Genomic DNA, 20,403 nt, shown 5'->3' with positions numbered 1-20,403 from the left:
GTCCAGGAAAGTTACGCCAGGTGGCCTATCAGCCACAAGGGGTTGGTCCAGACCTTCGGTAGCCTGGAACAATTCCTACGGTAGGGCGAGCCGGGGCCTTCGGTGGGTAATGTCAGTAAGCACCTGAAAGCCAATGACAACCGTTAAATCGACAGGACACTTTGCCGCGAATTCCTTGACAGGGAGTTCCATTTCATTCTTACTCACCCGTTAAATACGTGAAGGCCTCCTTCGCAGCATCAGACGCTGCAAAGGAGGCCTTCACGGACAAACGGACTAGACCGGGATGATGGTCGGGATGATCATCGGGCGGCGCCGGTAGGTGTCGGCCACCCAGCGGCCGACGACCCGGCGGATCGCCTGCGCGATGCGGTGGGTGTCGGTGATGCCCTCGGCTTCGCTGCGGGACAGCTCGTTCTCCACCAGCGGCACCACGGCGTCGAGCGCCTTAGGGTCGTCGGAGAAACCGCGGCCGGACACCTTCGGCGCCGTGACGGCGCGCCCGGTCTTCGAGTCGATCGCGACACTGATCGCGATGAACCCGCCCTCGCCGAGCACCAGGCGATCCGACAGCGTCGACTCCCCGACGTCACCGACGGACAGGCCATCGACGTACACGTGCCCGACCTCGACGCGGCCGGAGACGCGGGCCTGGCCGTCGACCAGGTCGACCACCACGCCGTCCTCGGCGATCACGACGTTCTCCGGCGCGACCCCGGTGCTGATCGCCAGCTTGGCGTTCGCGACGAGGTGCTTCCACTCGCCGTGGACCGGCATGACGTTGCTCGGGCGCACCGCGTTGTAGAGGTACAGCAGCTCACCGGCGGAGGCGTGCCCGGAGACGTGCACCTTGGCGTTGCCCTGGTGGACAACGTTGGCACCGAGGCGGACCAAGCCGTTGATGACCCCGAACACCGAGGTCTCGTTGCCGGGGATCATCGAGCTGGCCAGGATGATGGTGTCCCCGGCCTTGATGGAGATCTGGCGGTGCTCACCACGAGCCATCCGCGAAAGCGCCGAGAGCGGCTCACCCTGCGAACCCGTCGAGACGAAGAGGACCTTGCTCTCCGGCAGCTTGCTGGCCTGGTCGATGTCGAGCAGCAGGCCGTCCGGGATCTGCAGCAGCCCGAGGTCCGCGGCGATGCCCATATTGCGGACCATCGAGCGGCCCACGAACGCGACCCGGCGCTTGTGCTGGACGGCGACGTCGAGGATCTGCTGGACGCGGTGCACGTGGCTGGCGAAACACGCCACGATCACGCGCTGGTCGACCCGCCGGATGACGTCGTCGAGCACCGGGCCGATGTCGCGCTCGGCGGTGACGAACCCGGGCACCTCGGCGTTGGTGGAGTCCACGCAGAACAGGTCGACACCCTCGTCGCCGAGCCGTGAGAAGCCCGCGAGGTCGGTCAGCCTGCCGTCGAGCGGCAGCTGGTCGAGCTTGATGTCACCGGTGTGCAGCACGACGCCGGCCGGCGTGCGGATGCCCACGGCCAGTGCGTCGGGGATGGAGTGGTTGACCGCGAAGAACTCGAGGTCGAAGGGCCCGACCTTGCGGCGCTCGCCCTCCTTGACCTCGATGAGCTTCGGGCGCTGCCGGTGTTCCTTGCACTTCGCCGCGAGCAGGGCGAGAGTGAACCGCGAGCCGTAGATCGGCAGGTCCGGACGCAGGCGCAGCAGGAACGGCACCGCGCCGATGTGGTCTTCGTGCCCGTGCGTGAGCACCAGGGCGTCGATGGTCTCGAGCCGGTCTTCGATCGCGCGGAAGTCCGGCAGGATCAGGTCGACCCCGGGCTGTTCGTCCTCCGGGAACAACACCCCGCAGTCGACGATCAGGAGCCGTCCGTCGAATTCGAAGACGGTCATGTTGCGGCCGACTTCACCGATGCCGCCCAGTGCAACTACGCGCAGGCCCCCTTCCGGGAGCGCGGGTGGTGCGTTGGTCGGGCCGGGGCCGATTGAGAGTGAGCTCACCTAGGAATGATCCCTACGCTGGTGTGAGTGGTCGGAGCGACGTAAGCCGCCACCGAGTCGGTCTGGGCAACCCTGGAAGTGTTCCAGTTCGTTGCTTTGGAGTCTTCAAGTGGCACACCGGCTTGCGCGAGGTCGGCGGCGATGGCCGCGACCTGCTCCTCGGTGGCCGCGACGATCGGCAACCTGGGGTCGCCGACGTCGAAACCGCGCAGCCGTAGCGCGGCCTTCCCGAACGCGACGCCGCCGACGCGGGCGAACGCCCGGTAGACCGGCAGCATGCCGCGATGGTTTGTGCGTGCTGTGGAGGTGTCGCCCTCTTCGTAGGCGTCGAGCATCGCGCGGATGCGCCCGGCGACCACGTGGCCGACGACGCTGACCACGCCGGCCGCGCCGACCGAAAGCCACGGGAGGTTCAGGCCGTCATCGCCGGAGTAGTACGCGAGATGCGTATTGGCGATGACCTCGCTGCCGGCCAGCAGGTCGCCCTTGGCGTCCTTGACCGCGAGGATCCGCGGGTGCTCGGCCAGCCGCAGCAGGGTGTCGACCTCGATCGGCACCATGGAGCGCGGCGGGATGTCGTACAGCATCACGGGCAGCCCGGTGGCGTCCGCGACGGTGGTGAAATGCGCGTACAACCCGGCCTGGCTGGGCCGCGAGTAGTACGGGGTGACCACGAGGACACCGTGCGCACCGGCCTTTTCGGCCTGCTGCACGAGCCGCACACTGTGTGCGGTGTCGTAGGTGCCCGCGCCGCTGACGACAGTGGCGTAATCGCCGACGGCCTCGACGACGGCACGGATCAGGTCGGCCTGCTCGGTGTCGGTGGTCGTCGGGCATTCACCGGTGGTGCCGTTCACGACCAGACCGTCGTTACCCAGCTCCACCAGGTGTTTGGCCAGTTCCTGCGCCCGCTTCAGATCCAGTGCGCCGTCGGCGTCGAAGGGGGTGACCATCGCGGTGAGCACACGTCCGAACGGCCTGCCCGGCGTGGCTGTGGGTGGAGTGGACATGGCCTGACGGTACCTCCTTGTACTCTCCTTCCCTGCGACGACCTGGTTGTTCGCCCCAGAACCGGAGAATCCCCGGCGCGGCGGCGAGTGGGCCGGAACATCTCCTTCGTGCACTACTTGATCTTTACATGGACCTGTCGGCTCAGCTGGGTGCTGTCCGCTTTCGTGAGCACGCAGTAGACCGCGCGGGCCAGTTTCTTGTAGTCCTCGGGGAGGTTTCCCCATTCCTTCGCCGACGGGACGAGCGCGCGGTAGCTGAGGCCGGCACGCTTGTCCTTCGGGACCAGGTCGGAGTTGAACCCCAGCGCACAACGTGCCTCCGCGGCGCGTTTCAGGGGTTCCGCGCCGGGATAGGTCACCGCGATGGTTTCGGCGTCGGTGGTGTTGGTGGCCTGGCCGAGCAGGACCGGGTCGTCGTAGATCTCGACGGTATGACTCTTGTCGCAGTCGGACTCGTTGTCACCACTGAGGGTGACCCCCACCGCGATCACCGCGTTGTAGCAGGCCGAACTGCTGTTCACGACGAGTTTGATGTCGCCCTGGAAGCCGTAAGTCATCGTCGGGAGCATCGCGGTGTCGACTGCGGGAGCCGAGATCGCCCGGCCGAGGAAGACGCCGCCGATCAGCGCCACGACCGCGATCACCGCGGCCAGCGTCACCCACAACGCGCGTTTCGGCTTCGCGGGGACGGGCGTCGGGCCGGTGGCGTGCCGGGTCGGCGGGCCCGCGCTGTGCATCGTGTACCCGCCGGGCGGTGTGCCCTGGCCAGTGGGTTTGCCCGCCATCGCGAAGAGCTCGTGTGCCTGGAGGGCGGTGATCCTGGCCTCGGGGGTGGAGATCAGCAGCCCCATGATGGCCGAGGCGACCGGGCCCTGGGCCCGGGTCAGATACGGCACTTCGTTCATGATCGCGTGCAGCGTCGCGGCGGTGGTCGCGCGTTCGTGGGCGACGGAACCTTCCACCGCGAAGTACAGCGTCGCGCCGAGGGACCACAGGTCCGACGCCGGCAGCGCTTCACGGCCTTGGACGCGCTCCGGCGCCATGAACGCCGGCGAGCCGACGATCATCCCGGCGGTGGTGAGCCGCGGGTCGTCGATCGCCTGCGCGATCCCGAAGTCGGTCAGCTTCACCCGGCCGTTGGCGGCGACCATCACGTTGCCGGGCTTGACGTCCCGGTGCACGATGCCGGCGTCGTGCGCGGCCTTGAGCGCCGACAGCAGCTGCTCGCCGATCGAAGCGACCTGCCACGGGGGCAGCGGGCCGTTGCGCCGCACCAGGTCCGACAGCGTCGGCGCCTCGACGAGCTCCATCACGATGTAGGTACTGCCGGCTTCGTGGACGACGTCGAAGACGGTCACCACGGCCGGGTCGTTGAGCCTGCCGCCGGTGCGCACCTCGCGCAGCACGCGCTCCTGGAAGACGCCCGCGTCCTCGGCGCTTTCGGGCAGGCGCAGTTCCTTGAGGGCGACGGCGCGGCCGATCACCTGGTCCTGCGCGCGCCACACCACGCCCATGCCGCCGCGGCCGATTTCACCCAGCAACGCGTAGCGGCCGGAGATCACCCGTGGCCCGGTTGCCTGCTGGGGCCGCTGGGTCTGCTCTTCGGTCACTGTCGGTCCGCCTCCTTGATCTGCCGGGATGGTAGTCCGACCCTCAAGGAGGCTTTATGGTTCCGCCGAAATCGGTCACGTCCCGGGCACGAAAGGCGGCTCAGCCGAAGAACGTCAGATAGATCAGGGCGATGTTGAGCGTGATGATGATCGCGGCGACCAGCCAGCCGAGGACGGTGGTGACCCGGCGGTTGACGTCGTCGCCCATCAGGGAGCGGTCGCTGGTGAGCCGGATCAGCGGCGCCAGCGCGAACGGGATGCCGAAGGACAGCACGACCTGCGAGACCACCAGCGCCTGACTGGGGTCCACGCCGATCGCGAGGACCACCAGCGCCGGGGTCAGGGTGATCAGGCGGCGCAGCAGCAGCGGGATCCGCTTGCGCAGCAACCCCTGCATGATCATCGCGCCGGCGTACGCGCCGACCGACGTCGACGCGAGACCGGAGGCGAGCAGGCCGATCGCGAGCATCAACGCGATGCCCGGGCCGAGTGCCTGGCCGACAGCGGCGTGCGCGCCCTCGATCGAGTCGACGCCTTCCTGGCCTTGGAGGTTCGTGGCGGCGAGCAGGAGCATGCCCATGTTGACCGCGCCGGCGAGCAGCATCGCGAAGCCGACGTCGAACCTGGTGGCGCGGAGCAAGCGCTTGCGTTGGGCGCCTTCCTGATGACCGTGCCTGTCCCTGGCAAGCCCCGAATGCAGGTAGACCGCGTGCGGCATGACCGTCGCGCCGAGCATCGCGGCGGCGATCAGGACACTGTCGGTGCCGCTGAACATCGGGATCAGGCCGCCCGCGATCCCCGACGGCGACGGTGGCTCGACGAACAGGCTCGACAGGAACCCGACCGCGATCACCAGCAGCAGCCCGGTGATGACCCGCTCGAACCGGCGTTGCCCGCCCTTGTCCTGCACCATGAGCAGCACCATCGACACCGCGCCGGTGATCACGCCGCCCATGAGCAGCGGGAGGTCGAAGAGAAGATTGAGGGCGATCGCGCCGCCGACGACCTCGGCCAGGTCGGTGGCGACGGCGACCACTTCGGCCTGGATCCAGTAGGTGAGGCGGCCGGTGCGCGGCATCCGCTCGCGCAGGGCTTCGGGCAGCGACATGCCGGTGACCAGGCCGAGCTTGGCCGACAGGTATTGGACGAGTACCGCCATCAGGTTCGCGACGACGATCACCCAGACGAGCAGATAGCCGAACCGGGCGCCCGCGCTGATGTTCGAGGCGACGTTCCCGGGGTCGACGTAGGCGATCGCGGCCACGAAGGCGGGCCCGAGCAACGCCGTGCTCGTCCGCAGGCGGCCGAGCTTCTTGGGCCGGACGGCTTCCGCCAGCGCCATGACGCCACCTCTCCTCGTTGTTGGTAGCCTAACTCGAAGTTTAGGCATGCCGAACATTCGATGTACAGGTGAGCCACGGCACTGGACCGAGAAAGACCAAGGCCACGCCGGAGAGCGGGGGCCGGGGTACGCAGGCGCGGCCAGGTGGGTGGGTCGTGAGTGGCAACAAGTGTTCTAACACTCGTAAACACTCACGACCCACGCAGGGTCAGAGCCCGACTTCGTGGCCCGACGCCCGCAACGCCTCGACCGCCCGCTGAAGCTCGTCCTGGCGGACGAGGATGTGGTCGGTGTCGAAAGTGGACAGTGAGAACAGCGCGACACCCGCCGCCGCGAGCTCGCTGGACAGCGCGGCGATGATGCCGGTCAGGGTGAACGCGAGCGGGCCGCGCACGGTCAGCAGCCGCCAGCCCGCCTCGGTCTCGGCGCCTTCCGGCGCGAGCCCGGCCGGGCAGATGATGGAGAGTTCCGTGGGCGTCCTGGTGATCGAGACCAGCACGGGCGCGCGGGGGTCGAGCAGGTTCGCGGGCGTCGGGGCGTTCGCGGGGAGCCTGGCGACGATGTAGTCCCCGGACTGGACATCAATGGCTAAGCGGCGCATCAGCCTTCCAACACCTTCGGACTCGAGGCGACCTCAGTGCCGTCAGGCAAGGCCGAGATGGTGAAGTCGGCGAACACGTTGCCCGCGACCTTCTGGAGTTCACGCAGGCATTCGACGGCCAGCGCACGGATTTCGACGTCGGCGTGCTCGGTGGCACGCATCGCCACGAAGTGCCGCCAGGCACGGTAGTTGCCCGTGACGACAATGCGGGTTTCGGTGGCGTTCGGCAACACGGCGCGAGCGGCCTGGCGAGCCTGCTTGCGGCGCAGGGTGTCGTTCGGCGAACCGGCGAACTTCTCCTCCAGACCGGCGAGGAGCTCGTCGTAGGCGTCCACGCTCGCCTGTGTGGCGGCGAGGAACTTCTCGTGGAGCACCGGATCGCCGGCGATCACCTCCGGCTCGACGACGTTCTCGGGCACATGCCGCCGCGAAAGCTGCGAGTAGGAGAAGTGGCGGTGCCGGACGAGTTCGTGGGTCACCGAGCGCGAGATCCCGGTGATGTAGAAGGTGACCGAGCCGTGTTCGAGCACGGCGAGGTGGCCGACCTCGATGATGTGGTCGAGGTATCCGGCGTTCGTGGCCGTACTCGGGTTGGGTTTGGACCACGACTGGTAGCAGGCTCGACCAGCGAATTCGGCCAGCGCCTCGCCGCCGTCGGAGTCGGTGGACCACGGCACATCGTCCGGCGGGAAGAACTCCGTCTTCGCGATCATCTGCACCTTCGGCGAGACCGTTTCGGCCACTTCCGCACTCCCTCATTCGGCCCATTCCGAGAACGCTTGAAGCCTAACCGCCATCGCGACGACACCACTGTGACATCACAGCCGCCTTGACTGACACCACATGTGACGTCATAGTGGTGTCATGGACTTGACGCCGTACATCAGCAACCTCCGCGAGGACCTGGCCGCGACGGCCTCGGCGGGAGACGACCAAACTCGGCGCGCGGCCGCGCTGCTGTCCGGCGCGCTGGAGCCCGCTGTCCGGCTCGCGATCATGAACGCCCTTGCCGACTTCGCCGCCGAAACGACGGCGAGCCTGCCCGACTACGTCGTCGAGGTCCGCCTCGACGGCCGGGACGTCCGCGTGGTCGTCACCGGCAACGGGTCGAACTCGTCCGAGCCCGCACCGCGTGCCGCTCGCAACGACTCGCCGCCGGTTTCGTCGCCGCCGATGGACGGTGGCGACATCAGCCGGATGACGCTGCGCCTGGTCGAGCAGATCAAGGGCCGCGCCGAGCAGGCCGCCTCCGCGCAGGGTGTCTCGCTGAACACGTTCATCTCCCGGGCGGTGCAGGGCGCCCTCGGGCAGGGCTCCTTCAAAGGCGGTCACTCGGGCTGGGGAGACAAGACAGAGCACGGAAAACAGAGCGACACCCGGCTGCACGGCTGGGTCCGGGGCTGAGGGGCGATCATGACCGAAGAGAACTTGAACGAGACTCCCGCGGAGCCCGTGCGCACCGAGACCTTTCCGGCGGACGGCCCGCTGCAGGTCGACGTCGGTGTCACCATCGGCAAGGTCGAAATCCACCTGACCGACCAGCCCGACGAGGCGCGGGTCGAACTGCGCCACGACTCGAGCGAAAAGCCGCCGTGGGTCGACGGCATGGCGTCGATGCTGAACTGGGTCACCGAACGGTTCGGCACCCAGTTCGGTACCGAGATCGACATCTCGTCCGGCGACGCCGTCGGAGAGGCACGGGTCGAAAAGATCGGCAACCGGCTCGTGGTGCAGGCGTCGAAAACCCTGCCACTACGCAACATCCCGCTCTCGGTGACCGTCTACGCGCCGGGCGGATCGCATCTCGAAGTCCGGGCGGGCGCCGCCGACGTCTCCGTCAGCGGCTCGGCGGGCCGCGCCGACATCCTGACCGGATCAGGCGTGGTGGCACTCGACCGCGCCGACGGCGCCGTCACCGTGCGCACCGGCTCCGGCGGTATCAAACTCGGCCCGACGCTGTCCGGCCTTCAGCTGCGGACAGGCAGCGGCGACGTCGAAGCGTCTTCGCTGTCGGGTTCCGCGACGCTCGCCACCGGCACCGGCGACATCTGGCTCGGCGCCGTGTCCGGGGACGTCATGGTCCGCAGCGGCAGCGGTGACCTCTCCGTCGCCGACGCCGCCTCGGGTTCGCTCGAGCTGATCACCGGATCCGGCGAGATCCGCATCGGCATCCGCTCGGGCGTCGCCGCGGAAATCGAGCTGACTTCCCTCGCCGGCAAGCTTTCCAGCGAACTGGAGGTCGCCGATTCGGCGCCGGAAGGCGAGGTGCCGCTGAAGATCCGGGCACGTACCGGCTCGGGCAACGCCGTCGTCACGCCCGCCGCCCAGTAGCCACCTTCGGCAGGGGAACAGGGGACCTTTGGTGCTTCCAGGCAGCACCAAAGGTCCCCTGCTTTGGTTATGGATGAGCACGCCAAAAGTGGTGTCGCTCGGGAGCGGAGCCCAGGCACTTCGGCGAGAAAGCGCCGGTCGGCCGGTGCCGGGAAGCACGCCACATTTGCGTTATCCATCAGTGAGCGGGTGGTCGAACCAAACGTTCGGCTCGACGTAGATCCCGAGGTCCTGCTCGGGCGACGCGAGCACAGGTGACAACGCGCCTTCGACGACGTTGTGGCCAGGGACGAGCGGCGCGCCGGTCCAGTTTTCCCACTGTGCCAACGTTCCCGTGATGGTCATGGCGAACGGCGCGATCTTGACGAACTTCGCGCCGGCGCGTTCGTGGGTCCGCACCCAGGGATCGACGGACGAACCGTCCGGACGGCTAAACGCCAGATAGTCGCTCATCGGCAGGTGCGGGTGATCCTGTTTCCCGGTGGGACGCACGGGAACGACCAAACGGGCCAAGCCCTGGTCGCGTGCGCGCTCCCCCAGCGCCTTGAGTGCCGCGGCCGCGATGCCCTTTCCGCGATGGGCCGCGGTGACGTGCAGATCCACCGCGGACAGTGTGGTGGGGACACGCTCGTCCAACGCGTCCTCGACCGCCCAGAGGATGGCGCCGTCCCAGCCGAGATCGGGCAGTTCGGTCCGCTCGGCGTCCGGGAAGACCAGCGGGACACCGACCGCGCGGGCGACGGGAACGTCGTCGTCCAGCAGGACCAGGAAGAACTCGGGCCAGCGCTTCGCCAGCCGTCTCGCCCTGGCGAGCGTACCGACGTGGTCGTGCTGCATGAACTCGGCGCCGATCGAGCCGAGCGCCAGCGCCGGGACAAGAAGTTCAGGCCGTTCGGCCAAGCTGTGTATCCGCACCATGGGTCAGTCGCGGTCGGCCGAGTCGGGGTAGACATAGTGCACCCGGCTTTTCATTCCGAAAAGCCGCCAGGCTTCGATGGGTCCCGAGCAGGTCGGCATGAACTCGAATCCCACCGAGTTCGTGATCTCGATGACGACTGAGCCCGTGTCCGACATCCGCGTTGCGAGCACTCGGTATTCCGACGCTTCGAATCTGGCCGTCAAACGCCTCGCGTTGCGATCGTACATTGTCGCATTGGTGTCGTACGCCACGTCCGGATCGGCCTTGCGATCCTCCGGGTAGGACATATCGGCCGAACCAACCAGGATCTGGTCACCACGCACAACTCTGAAGGCGCACTGGACGTGCAGACGATAGGTCTCATCGTCCTTTTCGAACCCCACCTCGGCCATGTTCACCGTACGGCCGAGATCGGCCACCCGGCTGCCGACCAATTCCTGCAACGATTCCGCCAATTCCGCAAGCGAGGACACGTCACCAACCACCTTCACAGAACATCTGGGGTCCCTCTTGCAGGATGCGCTGGTAATCGTAGCCTTCTTGGTGATGGCGTGATGCCACTGCTCCCGATCGGCGGCGCTCAGCGGTTTTTCCGCACGCCGCTGGATTTCCTTCCAGGCGCGGTCGGCTTCCTTCTGTTGCACATCCCGGCTCTTCGGAGTGCGGTATCCGTCTTCGTCGTCGCCCGGATCCCAGTCCATGTCCTCAAAGCGGCCGAGGCCACCCGAGGCGGCTTGCATCAATCCCCCGGTGAGCAGCCCCGCGGTGCCGCCCGCCAAGGCAATGCCTCCCAGCGCCGCGCCGTCTACGGCGGCGACCGCGCCCACGATCATCAAGCCCGCGCCCAGTGCACTCCAGAACGACATTCCGGTGAGGTCGCTGTAGTTCAGCGGGTTGTCGCCGCTATAGACATAGGGCTGCCGAGTGCGGTCGACCAGCGGGTCCACACTGAGGAATTGCGCTGTCGAGGGATCGTAGTAACGGGCCCGGAGGCGCCCTTGACCGTCGTAGCCGTAGCGGGTGACCGCGCCGAGCCCGTCGACGGTGTCCGCGATCGTTCCCTCCGGGTTGTAGTGGGTCACCTGAGTTGTGTTGTCGGCCTGGGTGGTCTTGACGGGCTGTCCGGCCGTGTGCGTCCTGCGCGTAGGCCGTGGTGTGGTTGTTCGCGTCCATTGTGGACGTCACAGAGCCACGGCCGGTGTCGTAGCCGTATCCCGTCTTGTCCCCGAGCGGATCGGTCACCAGAGTCACGTCGCCGAAGGCGTCGAAGGTGCTGCTTGTCGTCTTTCCCCGCGCGTCGACGACTCGAGTCCGGTCGGCGGGAGCACACTCCGCCGAATGGTTCAACCAGAAAGGCGCAAGCTTGACCAAATCGCCAGAAATAGACATTCCAGCGAACCCGCGTTGCTCGGGCGGGCAGCTCAGGCGATTTGAGCACGCAAGAGCGGCGCGAGATCTCCTCGGGTTCCGACGGCGACGCCGTCGAGGCCCAGCCAGTCGGCCATGTGACGCAGCTCGGCGGCGAGTTCGGCGGAGACGCGGATGGCATCGGTGCCCGGCTCGGCGAAAGCGCCTTGGACGCGGAGGACACCGGCCGCCCGGTCGGCCTTGAGGTCCACGCGGCCGACGAGCGCGCCGTCGAGCAGGAACGGGAAGACGTAGTAGCCGTGCACCCGTTTCGGCTCGGGGACGTAGATCTCGATGCGGTAGCGGAAGTCGAAGAGCCGCTCGGTCCTGGCGCGTTCCCAGATCAGCGGGTCGAACGGGCAGAGCAGGGCGCGGCCGGTGATGGCGCGCGGGGCTCGGGCGTCGACGTGCCGGTACGCCGGGGCGCGCCAGTTTTCGACGCTGACCGGTTCGAGGACGCCGGACTCGACCAGCTCGGCGACGGCCTGCTGGCTGGACTTCGGGCCGAGGCGGTAGTAATCCCGCAGGTCCGGTTCGGTCGCGACGCCCAGTGCGATCGCCGACCGCGTGACGAGCGCACGCGCCCCTTCCTCGGCGGTGACCTGGCGGGACAGGAGCTCGGGCGGCACCACGCGCTCGGTAAGGTCGTAGAGGCGCTCGAACGAACGCCGGGTGCCGGTCGTCAGCTGGCCCATGCCGAAGAGCCACTCGCAGACCTTCTTGACCTCCGAGCGTTCCCACCACGCACCCGGGCCCCGCGCCGCCGCGCCGGCGATCTCGCGTTCGATACCGCCCGCGCCGATCGGGCCCAGTTCCTTGACCACGGCCAGGATGTCTTCGGCCAGCGACGGCGAACCGTCGACGAGCGCACCGTAGTTCGTCCACCAACCGGCCCGTTTGGCGCCGGAATGCAGCAGCGGCCAGTCCTCGATCGGCAGCAGGCTCGCTTCGTGCGCCCAGTATTCGACGAGCATCCGCGGTCTGCGGGCGGTGTGCGTCCAGGCCGCGTCGTCGACCAGCGCCTGCTCGTAGGCACCCAGCCGCGAGAACAGCGGCATGTAGTGCGCGCGCACCGCGACGTTCACCGAGTCCAGCTGGATCAGCTGGACCTTGGACAACACCTTGCGCAGGTGACGCCGCGTCGGCGCGGAAACCGGCCGTGGATCGGCGAACCCCTGCGCGGCCAGCGCGACCCGCCGCGCGACCGCCGTACTCATCGTCTCCATGATCTCGCCATCGTGCCAGCCCCCACCGACAGTTTCAGCAACCAAGACCGTGAAGGCCCCCTTCACGAACAGGCCCGCTGCGCGTCACAGTAAGTTTTCGGGCATGAGCACCGCAGCCGTCCGGCCCGCCGTAGTCGCCGACGCGGGCGAAATCGCCCGCATCCAGCGCGAGACCTGGCGTGCCGCGTACACGAGCCTGCTCGGTGAGCGGGCCATCGCCGAACTGGAGGCCACGGACACCGTGCCACGGTGGACCGCGGCGATCGAGAACCCGGGCACCCACATCCACCTGGCGACCGAGGGCAGTTACGTGGTCGGCTTCTGTGTGTCGGGCCTGGCGCCGGACAGCGAGGTCGCCAACGCCGAGGGCGCACTGCCCGAGGACGCCGCGAGCACGGGCCTGATCGCGGCCGTGCTGGTCGAACCCCGCTGGGGACGTCGCGGGCACGCCGGACGCCTGCTCGGGACCGCCGCCGAGGCCCTGCGCAAGGACGGCGCCGAGCGGGGCGTCACCTGGGTCGCGCAGTCCGATCACGCGTCGCTCGGCTTCTTCCGCCGCGCGGGCTGGAAGCCGGACGGCCTGGTCCGCACGCTCGACACCGGCGAGACCGAGATCCGCGAGGTCCGGCTGACCGGCACGCTGGCGCTTGAACTGGTCGATTAGCGCTCTCGGAAGACGACCCAGCGCAGGGCGCAGTACATGAAGACACCTTCGCACGCGCCCGCGACGATCCGCGACACGTGGTACTGCACGCCCAGCTCCACCAGTCCCCCGCCGACACCGAGCAGGAACACCACGTAGTTCACCGCGATCGCCACCACGTACAGCGCCGTCTGACGCCCGACAGGCGCGTGTGAACGGAAGTTCAGCGTCCGGTTCAGCACGAAACTCAGCGCGAACGCCCCGGCGTATCCCAGCGTGATCGACAGCCACACCGGCAGTCCCCACCAGCCGTGGAACACCGTCAGCAACAGCAGGTCGACGCCGAAGGTGAAGCCGTTGATCAGCGCAAAGCCCAGAAAATTGGCCGGAATCCCGAACGGCAGGCGTTTCGCCACCGAAGCGCAGAATCCGGCGAAAATGTCCGCGAACGTACGGCGCCGCGTTCCGGTAATCTGCTCGGCCACGCCTTAACCCAAGCAGCCCCAGATGACCGCGAACCAACGAAAAGGTGATCTTCTGGGGCTGACTGCAGGTGGTAATCGGGGGTTAACCCCAGTGTGCCGCAGTTTTCGGCTGGTAGCTTTGGGAAGAACGGAAACTCCCAGGAGGCAACATGCTCGGATGGTTGTGCGTGACGCTCGGCGTCGCGTTCGGCTCCGCGCTACTGCCCCTGATCAGCGTCGAAGTGTTCGTGATCGGGCTGGTCGCGAGCCAGCCGGGCGTCCCGTGGCTCGCCATCGGCGGGGTCGTCGCTGTTGGACAGATCGCCGGGAAACTCGTTTATTACCTGGCCGCACGGGGTTCCATCAAACTTCCGCAGCGGCTGCACGACTTCCTGCACCGCGAACGCCCGCCGTCCACGCGGCGCGATCGCTGGCACCTGCGCACTAAGTACCTACGCGGCAAACTGGACGCACTGCGCGAACGGTGTCACCGGCATCCTCATTGGATGGTCGGCACCTACGGGGTCAGTTCCGTGATCGGGATGCCGCCGTTCATGGCGACTTCGGTGCTCGCCGGGCTGGCGAAAATGAGCATGTCCACATTCATCGGTGCCGGATTGGCGGGACGCTGGATCCGTTTCAGCGTGCTCGCCGCTTCTCCCGCCCTTTTCGCCGGCTGGCTCCACATCTGACGCCCAAAACTTCCGAATATGTCGACAACTCTCGTTAGGCTTGCTAACGAGAGTTGTCGACATATTCGGAAGTTCAGTGGTCGGTGGCTTCCAGTTCGACGGCTTTACGCATGGTTTCGCGGGCCCGGCCGCGGTCGCCCGCGATGTCGTAGGCGTACGCCAGCCGGTACCAGTTGCGCCAGTTCTCCGGATCGGCTTCGAGCTCGGCACGCCGTTCCTGGAACCAGGAGTCGGCCGCCTGGCGGTCCACGCGGCCCGAGGGGCGGCGCGGGAGGTCCGCGGTGTCCGGGAGGCCGCCCTCTTCGTCCAGGCGCCGGGAGAGCCGCTGGATGCGGCTGCCGGAGCGCCAGGTGGTGAAGATGATCCAGATTCCCAGCAAAGGCAACAGGATCACGCCGACGCCGAGCAGGACCGGGATCAGTTCTCCGGTCCTGAACAGCGCGATAGCGCGGTCGGCCAGCAAAAACATGTAGACGAGCAGTGCCGCGGTCAGTGCCAGCGCGACATTACGAGCCCGCACGTCAGAACTCCAGGACGTTCTCCAGGCCCACGGTCAGCCCAGGCCTGGTCAGGATCTCGCGCACGCCGAGCAGCACACCCGGCATGAACGACGTGCGGTCCATGGAATCGTGGCGGATCGTCAGCGTCTCGCCCTCGGCGCCGAAGATGATCTCCTCGTGCGCGACAAGACCCGGCAGCCGCACGGAATGCACCCGGACACCGTCGACGTCCGCGCCGCGCGCACCGTCCACTTCGGCGGTGGTGGCGTCGGAACCCGGCTTGATCCCGGCCTCGAGCCGGGCTTCGGCGATGAGCTTCGCGGTGTGACCCGCTGTCCCGGAAGGCGCGTCGGCCTTGCGGTTGTGGTGCAGCTCGATGATCTCGGCGGAGTCGTAGAACTTCGCCGCCTGCTGCGCGAACCGCATCGCCAGCACCGCGCCGAGTGCGAAGTTCGGCGCGATCAGGATGCCGAGTTCCGGCTTTGGCTCGAGCCACTCCTTGAGCTGATCGAGCCGCTGCGGGGTGAAGCCCGTGGTGCCGACGACGGCGTGGATGCCGTGCTCGGTGGTGAACTTCAGGTTGTCCATCACGACTTCGGGATGGGTGAAGTCGACGACGACCTCGGCACCCGCGTCGAGCAGGTCGGTCAGCGGGTCACCCGCGTCGACCACGGCGACGACCTTCAAACCGGCGGCCGCCTCGACGGCCTTCACGACTTCCGCGCCGACCCGGCCTCGCGCGCCGAGCACACCGACGCGGATCGGGTCTTCCTCGCCACGGGCGGGAATCTGGGTCATGACGCGATCACCTCGTGCAGGTCTTTGGGCAGTTCGTCGAGGTGAGAATACGGCCCGACGACCGCCGCGGTGGTGACGCCACCGGGGCGGCGCAGCAGAGTGCGAGCCAGCGCACACACCTCTTCGGTGGTGACGGCGTCGATCCGGGCGACGGTGTCGTTGACGCCGAGGTAGTGGCCGTAGTTCAGTTCGTTCTTGCCGATCCTCGACATCCGGGACGCGGTGTCCTCGAGGCCGAGCACCAGGCCGCCGCGCAGTTGTCCCTTCGCCCGCAGGACTTCGGCGTCGGAAAGCCCGTCGGCCGCGACGACGTCGAGCACCTCACGGATCACCCCGGCGACCTCGCCGAGCTTCTCCGGCTGACAGCCCGCGTAAACCGCGAGATGACCGGTGTCGGCGTAGCTCGCCGTGGACGAATAGACCTGGTACGCGAGCCCGCGGCGTTCACGGATCTCCTGGAACAGCCGGGAACTCATGCCGCCGCCGAGTGCGGCGTTGAGCACCTGCAGCGCGAACCGGCGTTCGTCGTGACGCGAAAGCGAGCGCATGCCGAGCATCAGGTGCACCTGCTCGGTGTCGTCGGTGTGCAGCGCGAGCTCGGGCTTGGCGGTGATCCGCGCGCGGCCCGTGCGGGCGGCGACGGGCGTGCCCGTACCGGTCAGGCGAGCACCCAAAGCCTTACGCACCAAGCGAAGCACCTGAGCGTGGTCGATGTTCCCGGCGACCGCGAGCACCATCCGCGGCATCGTGTAGCGGCGCCGGTAGAACCCGCGCAGCGCCGACGCCGACATGTTGATGATCGACTTTTCCGTGCCCAGCACCGGAAGGCCCAGTGGGTGCTCGCCCAAAATGGTACTGACAAAGGTTTCGTGCAGCAGGTCCTCGGGATCGTCGTCGCGCATCGCGATCTCTTCGAGCACCACCGTGCGTTCCATGTCCACATCGGAATCGGTGCACAGCGCCTCGAAGACGACGTCGGTCACCAGATCCACCGCGAGCGGGAGATCCTCGTCGAGCACCTGCGCGTAGTAGCAGGTGTGCTCCTTGGCGGTGAACGCGTTGAACTCGCCACCCACCGCGTCGATCTCCTCGGCGATCTGGGTGGCGTCGCGGCGCGTGGTTCCCTTGAACAGCACGTGTTCCAGGTAGTGCGCGGCCCCGGCGACATTCGCCGGCTCGTCGCGCGAGCCGATGCCGACCCACAGTCCCACGGTCGCGGACCGCGACGCCGGGACGTGCTCGGTGATGACCCGGAGACCACCGGGGAGCACGGTGCGCTTGACGACCGCACCGTCCGAAGTGGACTCAAGAGTTCGGGTGCTGCCGATGGGCTGGGCATACCCGGGAATCTGTGGCGCCATGGATCCCTTACTCGATGGATGTGATGAAGGGACCCTCCAAGACACCGAGTGTCTCAAAGGGCCCCTTCATGACTCAACGAACTGCTTCCAAACGGACTACTTAGACAGCGTCGACCTTTTCGGTCTCGGCGTCGGCGGGCTTCGCGGCCTCTTCTTCGACGACCACGATCAGGCTGATCTTGCCGCGGTTGTCGATGTCGGCGATCTCCACGCGGAGCTTGTCACCGACGTTGACGACGTCCTCGACCTTGGCGATGCGCTTGCCGTTGCCCAGCTTCGAGATGTGCACGAGGCCGTCACGGCCCGGCAGCAGCGAGACGAACGCGCCGAACGCGGCCGTCTTCACCACAGTGCCGAGGAACCGCTCGCCGACCTTGGGCAGCTGCGGGTTCGCGATCGCGTTGATGCGGTCGATCGCGGCCTGGGCCGACGGGCCGTCGGCGGCACCGACGTAGATCGTGCCGTCGTCCTCGATGGAGATGTCGGCGCCGGTCTCCTCGGTGATCGAGTTGATCATCTTGCCCTTCGGGCCGATGACCTCGCCGATCTTGTCCACGGGGACCTTGACGCTGGTGACGCGCGGCGAGAACGGGCTCATCTCGTCCGGCTCGTCGATGGCCTCGGACATGACGTCGAGGATCGTGAGCCGGGCGTTCTTGGCCTGCTGCAGCGCGGCGGCCAGCACGTCGGACGGGATGCCGTCGAGCTTCGTGTCGAGCTGAAGCGCGGTGACGATGTCCTTGGTACCGGCGACCTTGAAGTCCATGTCACCGAAGGCGTCCTCGGCACCGAGGATGTCGGTCAGCGCGACGTAACGCGTCTCGCCGTCGACCTCATCGGACACGAGGCCCATGGCGATACCGGCGACCGGCGCCTTGAGGGGCACACCGGCGTTCAGCAGCGACATGGTCGAGGCGCAGACCGAACCCATCGAGGTGGAACCGTTGGAGCTCAACGCTTCCGAGACCTGACGGATGGCGTACGGGAACTCGTCCCGCTTCGGCAGCACCGGCACGAGCGCGCGCTCGGCCAGTGCACCGTGCCCGATTTCCCGGCGCTTCGGCGTACCGACACGGCCGGTCTCACCGGTGGAGAACGGCGGGAAGTTGTAGTGGTGCATGTAGCGCTTCTTCGTTTCCGGAGAAAGCGAGTCGATCTGCTGCTCCATGCGGAGCATGTTCAGCGTGGTGACACCCAGGATCTGGGTCTCGCCGCGCTCGAACAGCGCCGAACCGTGCGCCCGCGGGATCACGGCGACCTCGGCGGAGAGCTGCCGGATGTCGGTGAGGCCACGGCCGTCGATACGGAAGTTGTCGCGCAGGATGCGACCACGGATGAGCTTCTTGGTCAGTGCCTTGAACGCGGCACCGATCTCCTTCTCGCGACCGGCGAAGGCTTCGCCCTCACCCAGGCCGACCTTCGCCAGGACGTTGGCCTTGGCCTCGTCGGTGGCGGTGTCGCGCTCCTTCTTGCCCGCGATGGACAGCGCGGCACCGAGTTCGTCGGTGGCCAGCGCGGAGACGGCCTCGAAGGCGTCCGGCTGGTAGGCCAGGAACACCGGGAAGTCGCCGGTCGGCTTGGAAGCCACGGCGGCGAGCTCCTGCTGCGCGACGCACAGCGAGCGGATGAACGGCTTGGCGGCGATGAGGCCCTCGCCGACGATCTGCTCGGTCGGCGAGGTGCCGCCCGCGGCGATCAGGTCGAGCGTGTTCTCGGTGGCCTCGGCCTCGACCATCATGATCGCGACATCGTCGCCCACGATACGGCCGGCGACGACCATGTTGAAGGTCGCGGACTCGAGCTGCTTCCAGGTCGGGAACGCCACCCACTGGCCCTCGATCAGCGCGACGCGGACGCCGCCGATCGGGCCGGAGAACGGGAGGCCGGCGATCTGGGTCGACGCCGAAGCGGCGTTGATGGCCAGCACGTCGTACGGGTCTTCCGGGTTCAGGCTCTGAACCGTGATGACGACCTGGATCTCGTTGCGGAGACCGTCGGTGAACGACGGGCGCAGCGGCCTGTCGATCAGGCGGCAGGTGAGGACCGCGTCGGTGGACGGGCGGCCTTCACGGCGGAAGAACGCGCCCGGGATGCGGCCGAGGGCGTACATGCGCTCTTCGACGTCCACGGTCAGCGGGAAGAAGTCGAAGTGCTCCTTCGGGTGCTTCGACGCGGTGGTGGCCGAGAGAAGCATGGTCTCTTCGTCCAGGTACGCGACGACGGCGCCGGCGGCCTGCTTGGCCAGCCTGCCGGTCTCGAAGCGGATGGTGCGAGTGCCGAACCGGCCGTTGTCGATCACGGCTTCGGTCTCGTGCACGGTGACTCCGGTGGAGTCGGTCATATGGTGTATCTCCTCTTTGGTTCTCGGGCTGCGCCGGGTTTTCCACCCGTTGACTCCCCACCCATTGGGGAACGCCTGAGAACGAGGCCGGTCTTCGATCGAAGTCCCCGGGACCGTTGCCCGGGAACCACTACCGAGGACCGGCGAACTTGTCCTCGGGCGCTGTGTGCGCCTTAACCCTGTTAACTAGCTTTTATGTTTGCAGCTTTTCAGTGTCACAGTGGTACTTGGACCGAGGGGGAGCGGCGTCGGCCGCTCCCCCTCGGGTGTTCAAGCTATCGGCGAAGGCCGAGGCGGCCGATCAGCGACCGGTAACGCTCGACGTCCACCTTCGCCACGTAGTTGAGCAGCCGGCGGCGACGGCCGACCAGCAGCAGCAGCCCGCGACGCGAGTGGTGGTCGTGCTTGTGTTCCTTCAGGTGTTCGGTGAGGCCGACGATGCGCTTGGTGAGCAGCGCGATCTGGGCCTCGGGGGATCCCGTGTCCGAGTCGTGCACGCCGTACTCGGTGAGGATCGACTTCTTGTCTTCAGTGGACAGAGCCACAGGTATTCTCCTACTGATAAGTCCGCGCGGCCCGAACACGCTTTTCGCGACGGGGAGACGGTCACGGCCGCCACGGACTGCAGCCGGACCCAGTTGACAAGGCTATCAGCCCGCTGAACTGCTATGACGACCGCAGGTCAGCTGGTAGGTCGCGACCACTCTATAGTGCGGGCCGCCCTCGGCCCGATCACTGCGCATGAGCACCGCTTCACTCGCCGTCCACGGCTCGCTGCGGTACCCGGCAAGCCGCTGTTCCCAAGGGGTCCTGGCCTCGCGGGCCGTCCGGCCGAGGGTGAGATGGGGCCGGTACTCCCGGCGTTCCTCACCCGCCCCGGCCTCCTCGGCCAGCCGTGTCAAACCCTCCCCCGCCACTTTCAACAGCAAAACGCCGGGGAATGTTCCGGCCCCGTCGAGCCACACCCGCGGTGGCTCGCTCACCCGGAACCGTTCGGCCAGCAGTTCGACGTGGTGCGCAGTGTCGGTCTGCTCGCCGTAGAACCCCAGGGTGATATGCCATTGGTGCGGCGGCGACCAGCGGACGTCGTCACTTCCCCAGGCGTCGACGCGGTCCAGTTCGGCGCGCAGCGACTCGACGACGTGAGCCGGTGGGATGAGCGCGGTGAACAGCAGCATCGACGG

20 protein-coding genes are annotated in these 20,403 nt (G+C 67.4%); 4 read left to right on the top strand and 16 right to left on the bottom strand.

Annotated elements, in window-relative coordinates; genetic code table 11:
- Positions 1–276 precede the first annotated feature (276 nt).
- From VGP60_RS36060 to thyX, 6 genes are all read right to left on the bottom strand, one after another.
- Positions 277–1,974: a ribonuclease J gene (locus VGP60_RS36060; RefSeq protein ID WP_327552679.1), complete on the bottom strand. Its 1,698-nt coding sequence runs from the start codon at positions 1,972–1,974 to the stop codon at positions 277–279.
- Complete coding sequence (gene dapA, locus VGP60_RS36055; protein ID WP_327552678.1) at positions 1,971–2,984, bottom strand: 4-hydroxy-tetrahydrodipicolinate synthase; 1,014 nt, start codon at positions 2,982–2,984, stop codon at positions 1,971–1,973. Before dapA ends, VGP60_RS36060 begins: the two co-directional genes overlap by 4 nt.
- A 113-nt stretch (positions 2,985–3,097) precedes the next feature.
- Entirely contained in the window at positions 3,098–4,594 is a 1,497-nt protein-coding gene (locus tag VGP60_RS36050; RefSeq protein WP_327552677.1) for a serine/threonine-protein kinase, read from the bottom strand.
- Positions 4,595–4,694: 100 nt separating this feature from the next.
- A complete protein-coding gene (locus VGP60_RS36045; RefSeq protein WP_327552676.1) occupies positions 4,695–5,936 on the bottom strand; it encodes an Nramp family divalent metal transporter in 1,242 nt (413 codons plus the stop codon).
- Between the two features lie 208 nt (positions 5,937–6,144).
- Entirely contained in the window at positions 6,145–6,537 is a 393-nt protein-coding gene (locus VGP60_RS36040) for an ACT domain-containing protein (RefSeq protein WP_327552675.1), read from the bottom strand.
- On the bottom strand, positions 6,537–7,280 hold the full coding sequence (gene thyX / locus VGP60_RS36035) for an FAD-dependent thymidylate synthase (protein WP_327552674.1): 744 nt from the start codon (positions 7,278–7,280) through the stop codon (positions 6,537–6,539). The genes VGP60_RS36040 and thyX overlap by 1 nt, the downstream gene beginning before the upstream one ends.
- A 121-nt stretch (positions 7,281–7,401) precedes the next feature.
- On the opposite strand from thyX, the gene VGP60_RS36030 reads away from it, so the two are divergent.
- Both VGP60_RS36030 and VGP60_RS36025 read left to right on the top strand, forming a co-directional pair.
- Complete coding sequence (locus VGP60_RS36030; protein ID WP_327552673.1) at positions 7,402–7,941, top strand: toxin-antitoxin system HicB family antitoxin; 540 nt, start codon at positions 7,402–7,404, stop codon at positions 7,939–7,941.
- A 9-nt stretch (positions 7,942–7,950) separates the two neighbouring features.
- Positions 7,951–8,868: a DUF4097 family beta strand repeat-containing protein gene (locus tag VGP60_RS36025; RefSeq protein ID WP_327552672.1), complete on the top strand. Its 918-nt coding sequence runs from the start codon at positions 7,951–7,953 to the stop codon at positions 8,866–8,868.
- A 171-nt stretch (positions 8,869–9,039) separates the two neighbouring features.
- Here VGP60_RS36025 and VGP60_RS36020 read toward each other — a convergent pair whose 3' ends face one another.
- The 3 genes from VGP60_RS36020 to VGP60_RS36010 form a co-directional block, all read right to left on the bottom strand.
- Positions 9,040–9,786, bottom strand: a complete 747-nt coding sequence (locus VGP60_RS36020; protein WP_327552671.1) for a GNAT family N-acetyltransferase — start codon at positions 9,784–9,786, stop codon at positions 9,040–9,042.
- A gap of 3 nt (positions 9,787–9,789) precedes the next feature.
- A complete protein-coding gene (locus VGP60_RS36015; RefSeq protein ID WP_327552670.1) occupies positions 9,790–10,869 on the bottom strand; it encodes an RHS repeat-associated core domain-containing protein in 1,080 nt (359 codons plus the stop codon).
- 339 nt (positions 10,870–11,208) lie between these two features.
- Complete coding sequence (locus VGP60_RS36010; protein ID WP_327552669.1) at positions 11,209–12,420, bottom strand: winged helix-turn-helix domain-containing protein; 1,212 nt, start codon at positions 12,418–12,420, stop codon at positions 11,209–11,211.
- A 103-nt stretch (positions 12,421–12,523) separates the two neighbouring features.
- On the opposite strand from VGP60_RS36010, the gene VGP60_RS36005 reads away from it, so the two are divergent.
- Positions 12,524–13,084, top strand: coding sequence for a GNAT family N-acetyltransferase (locus VGP60_RS36005; protein ID WP_327552668.1), 561 nt, complete (start codon positions 12,524–12,526; stop codon positions 13,082–13,084).
- Here the strand turns inward: VGP60_RS36005 and VGP60_RS36000 are convergent.
- On the bottom strand, positions 13,081–13,548 hold the full coding sequence (locus VGP60_RS36000) for a GtrA family protein (protein WP_327552667.1): 468 nt from the start codon (positions 13,546–13,548) through the stop codon (positions 13,081–13,083). The genes VGP60_RS36005 and VGP60_RS36000 overlap by 4 nt on opposite strands.
- A gap of 149 nt (positions 13,549–13,697) precedes the next feature.
- On the opposite strand from VGP60_RS36000, the gene VGP60_RS35995 reads away from it, so the two are divergent.
- Entirely contained in the window at positions 13,698–14,219 is a 522-nt protein-coding gene (locus VGP60_RS35995; RefSeq protein ID WP_327552666.1) for a hypothetical protein, read from the top strand.
- A gap of 73 nt (positions 14,220–14,292) precedes the next feature.
- Here the strand turns inward: VGP60_RS35995 and VGP60_RS35990 are convergent, their stop codons facing one another.
- From VGP60_RS35990 to thpR, 6 genes are all read right to left on the bottom strand, one after another.
- Positions 14,293–14,739 (bottom strand): tetratricopeptide repeat protein, encoded by a 447-nt coding sequence (locus VGP60_RS35990; RefSeq protein WP_327552665.1) that lies wholly within the window; start codon positions 14,737–14,739, stop codon positions 14,293–14,295.
- A 1-nt stretch (position 14,740) separates the two neighbouring features.
- The gene (dapB, locus tag VGP60_RS35985) at positions 14,741–15,517 is read right to left on the bottom strand and encodes a 4-hydroxy-tetrahydrodipicolinate reductase (RefSeq protein WP_327552664.1); all 777 of its coding nucleotides are present in this window, start codon (positions 15,515–15,517) and stop codon (positions 14,741–14,743) included.
- Entirely contained in the window at positions 15,514–16,878 is a 1,365-nt protein-coding gene (locus tag VGP60_RS35980) for a pitrilysin family protein (RefSeq protein WP_327552663.1), read from the bottom strand. Before VGP60_RS35980 ends, dapB begins: the two co-directional genes overlap by 4 nt.
- Positions 16,879–16,978: 100 nt before the next feature.
- Positions 16,979–19,219, bottom strand: a complete 2,241-nt coding sequence (locus VGP60_RS35975) for a polyribonucleotide nucleotidyltransferase (RefSeq protein WP_327552662.1) — start codon at positions 19,217–19,219, stop codon at positions 16,979–16,981.
- 275 nt (positions 19,220–19,494) lie between these two features.
- On the bottom strand, positions 19,495–19,764 hold the full coding sequence (gene rpsO, locus VGP60_RS35970) for a 30S ribosomal protein S15 (protein WP_327552661.1): 270 nt from the start codon (positions 19,762–19,764) through the stop codon (positions 19,495–19,497).
- Positions 19,765–19,869: 105 nt separating this feature from the next.
- On the bottom strand, positions 19,870–20,397 hold the full coding sequence (gene thpR / locus VGP60_RS35965) for an RNA 2',3'-cyclic phosphodiesterase (RefSeq protein ID WP_327552660.1): 528 nt from the start codon (positions 20,395–20,397) through the stop codon (positions 19,870–19,872).
- Positions 20,398–20,403 lie beyond the last annotated feature (6 nt).

Source organism: Amycolatopsis sp. (genome assembly GCF_036008905.1).
GTDB lineage: Bacteria > Actinomycetota > Actinomycetes > Mycobacteriales > Pseudonocardiaceae > Amycolatopsis.
This window is presented reverse-complemented; position numbering and strand designations above follow the sequence as displayed.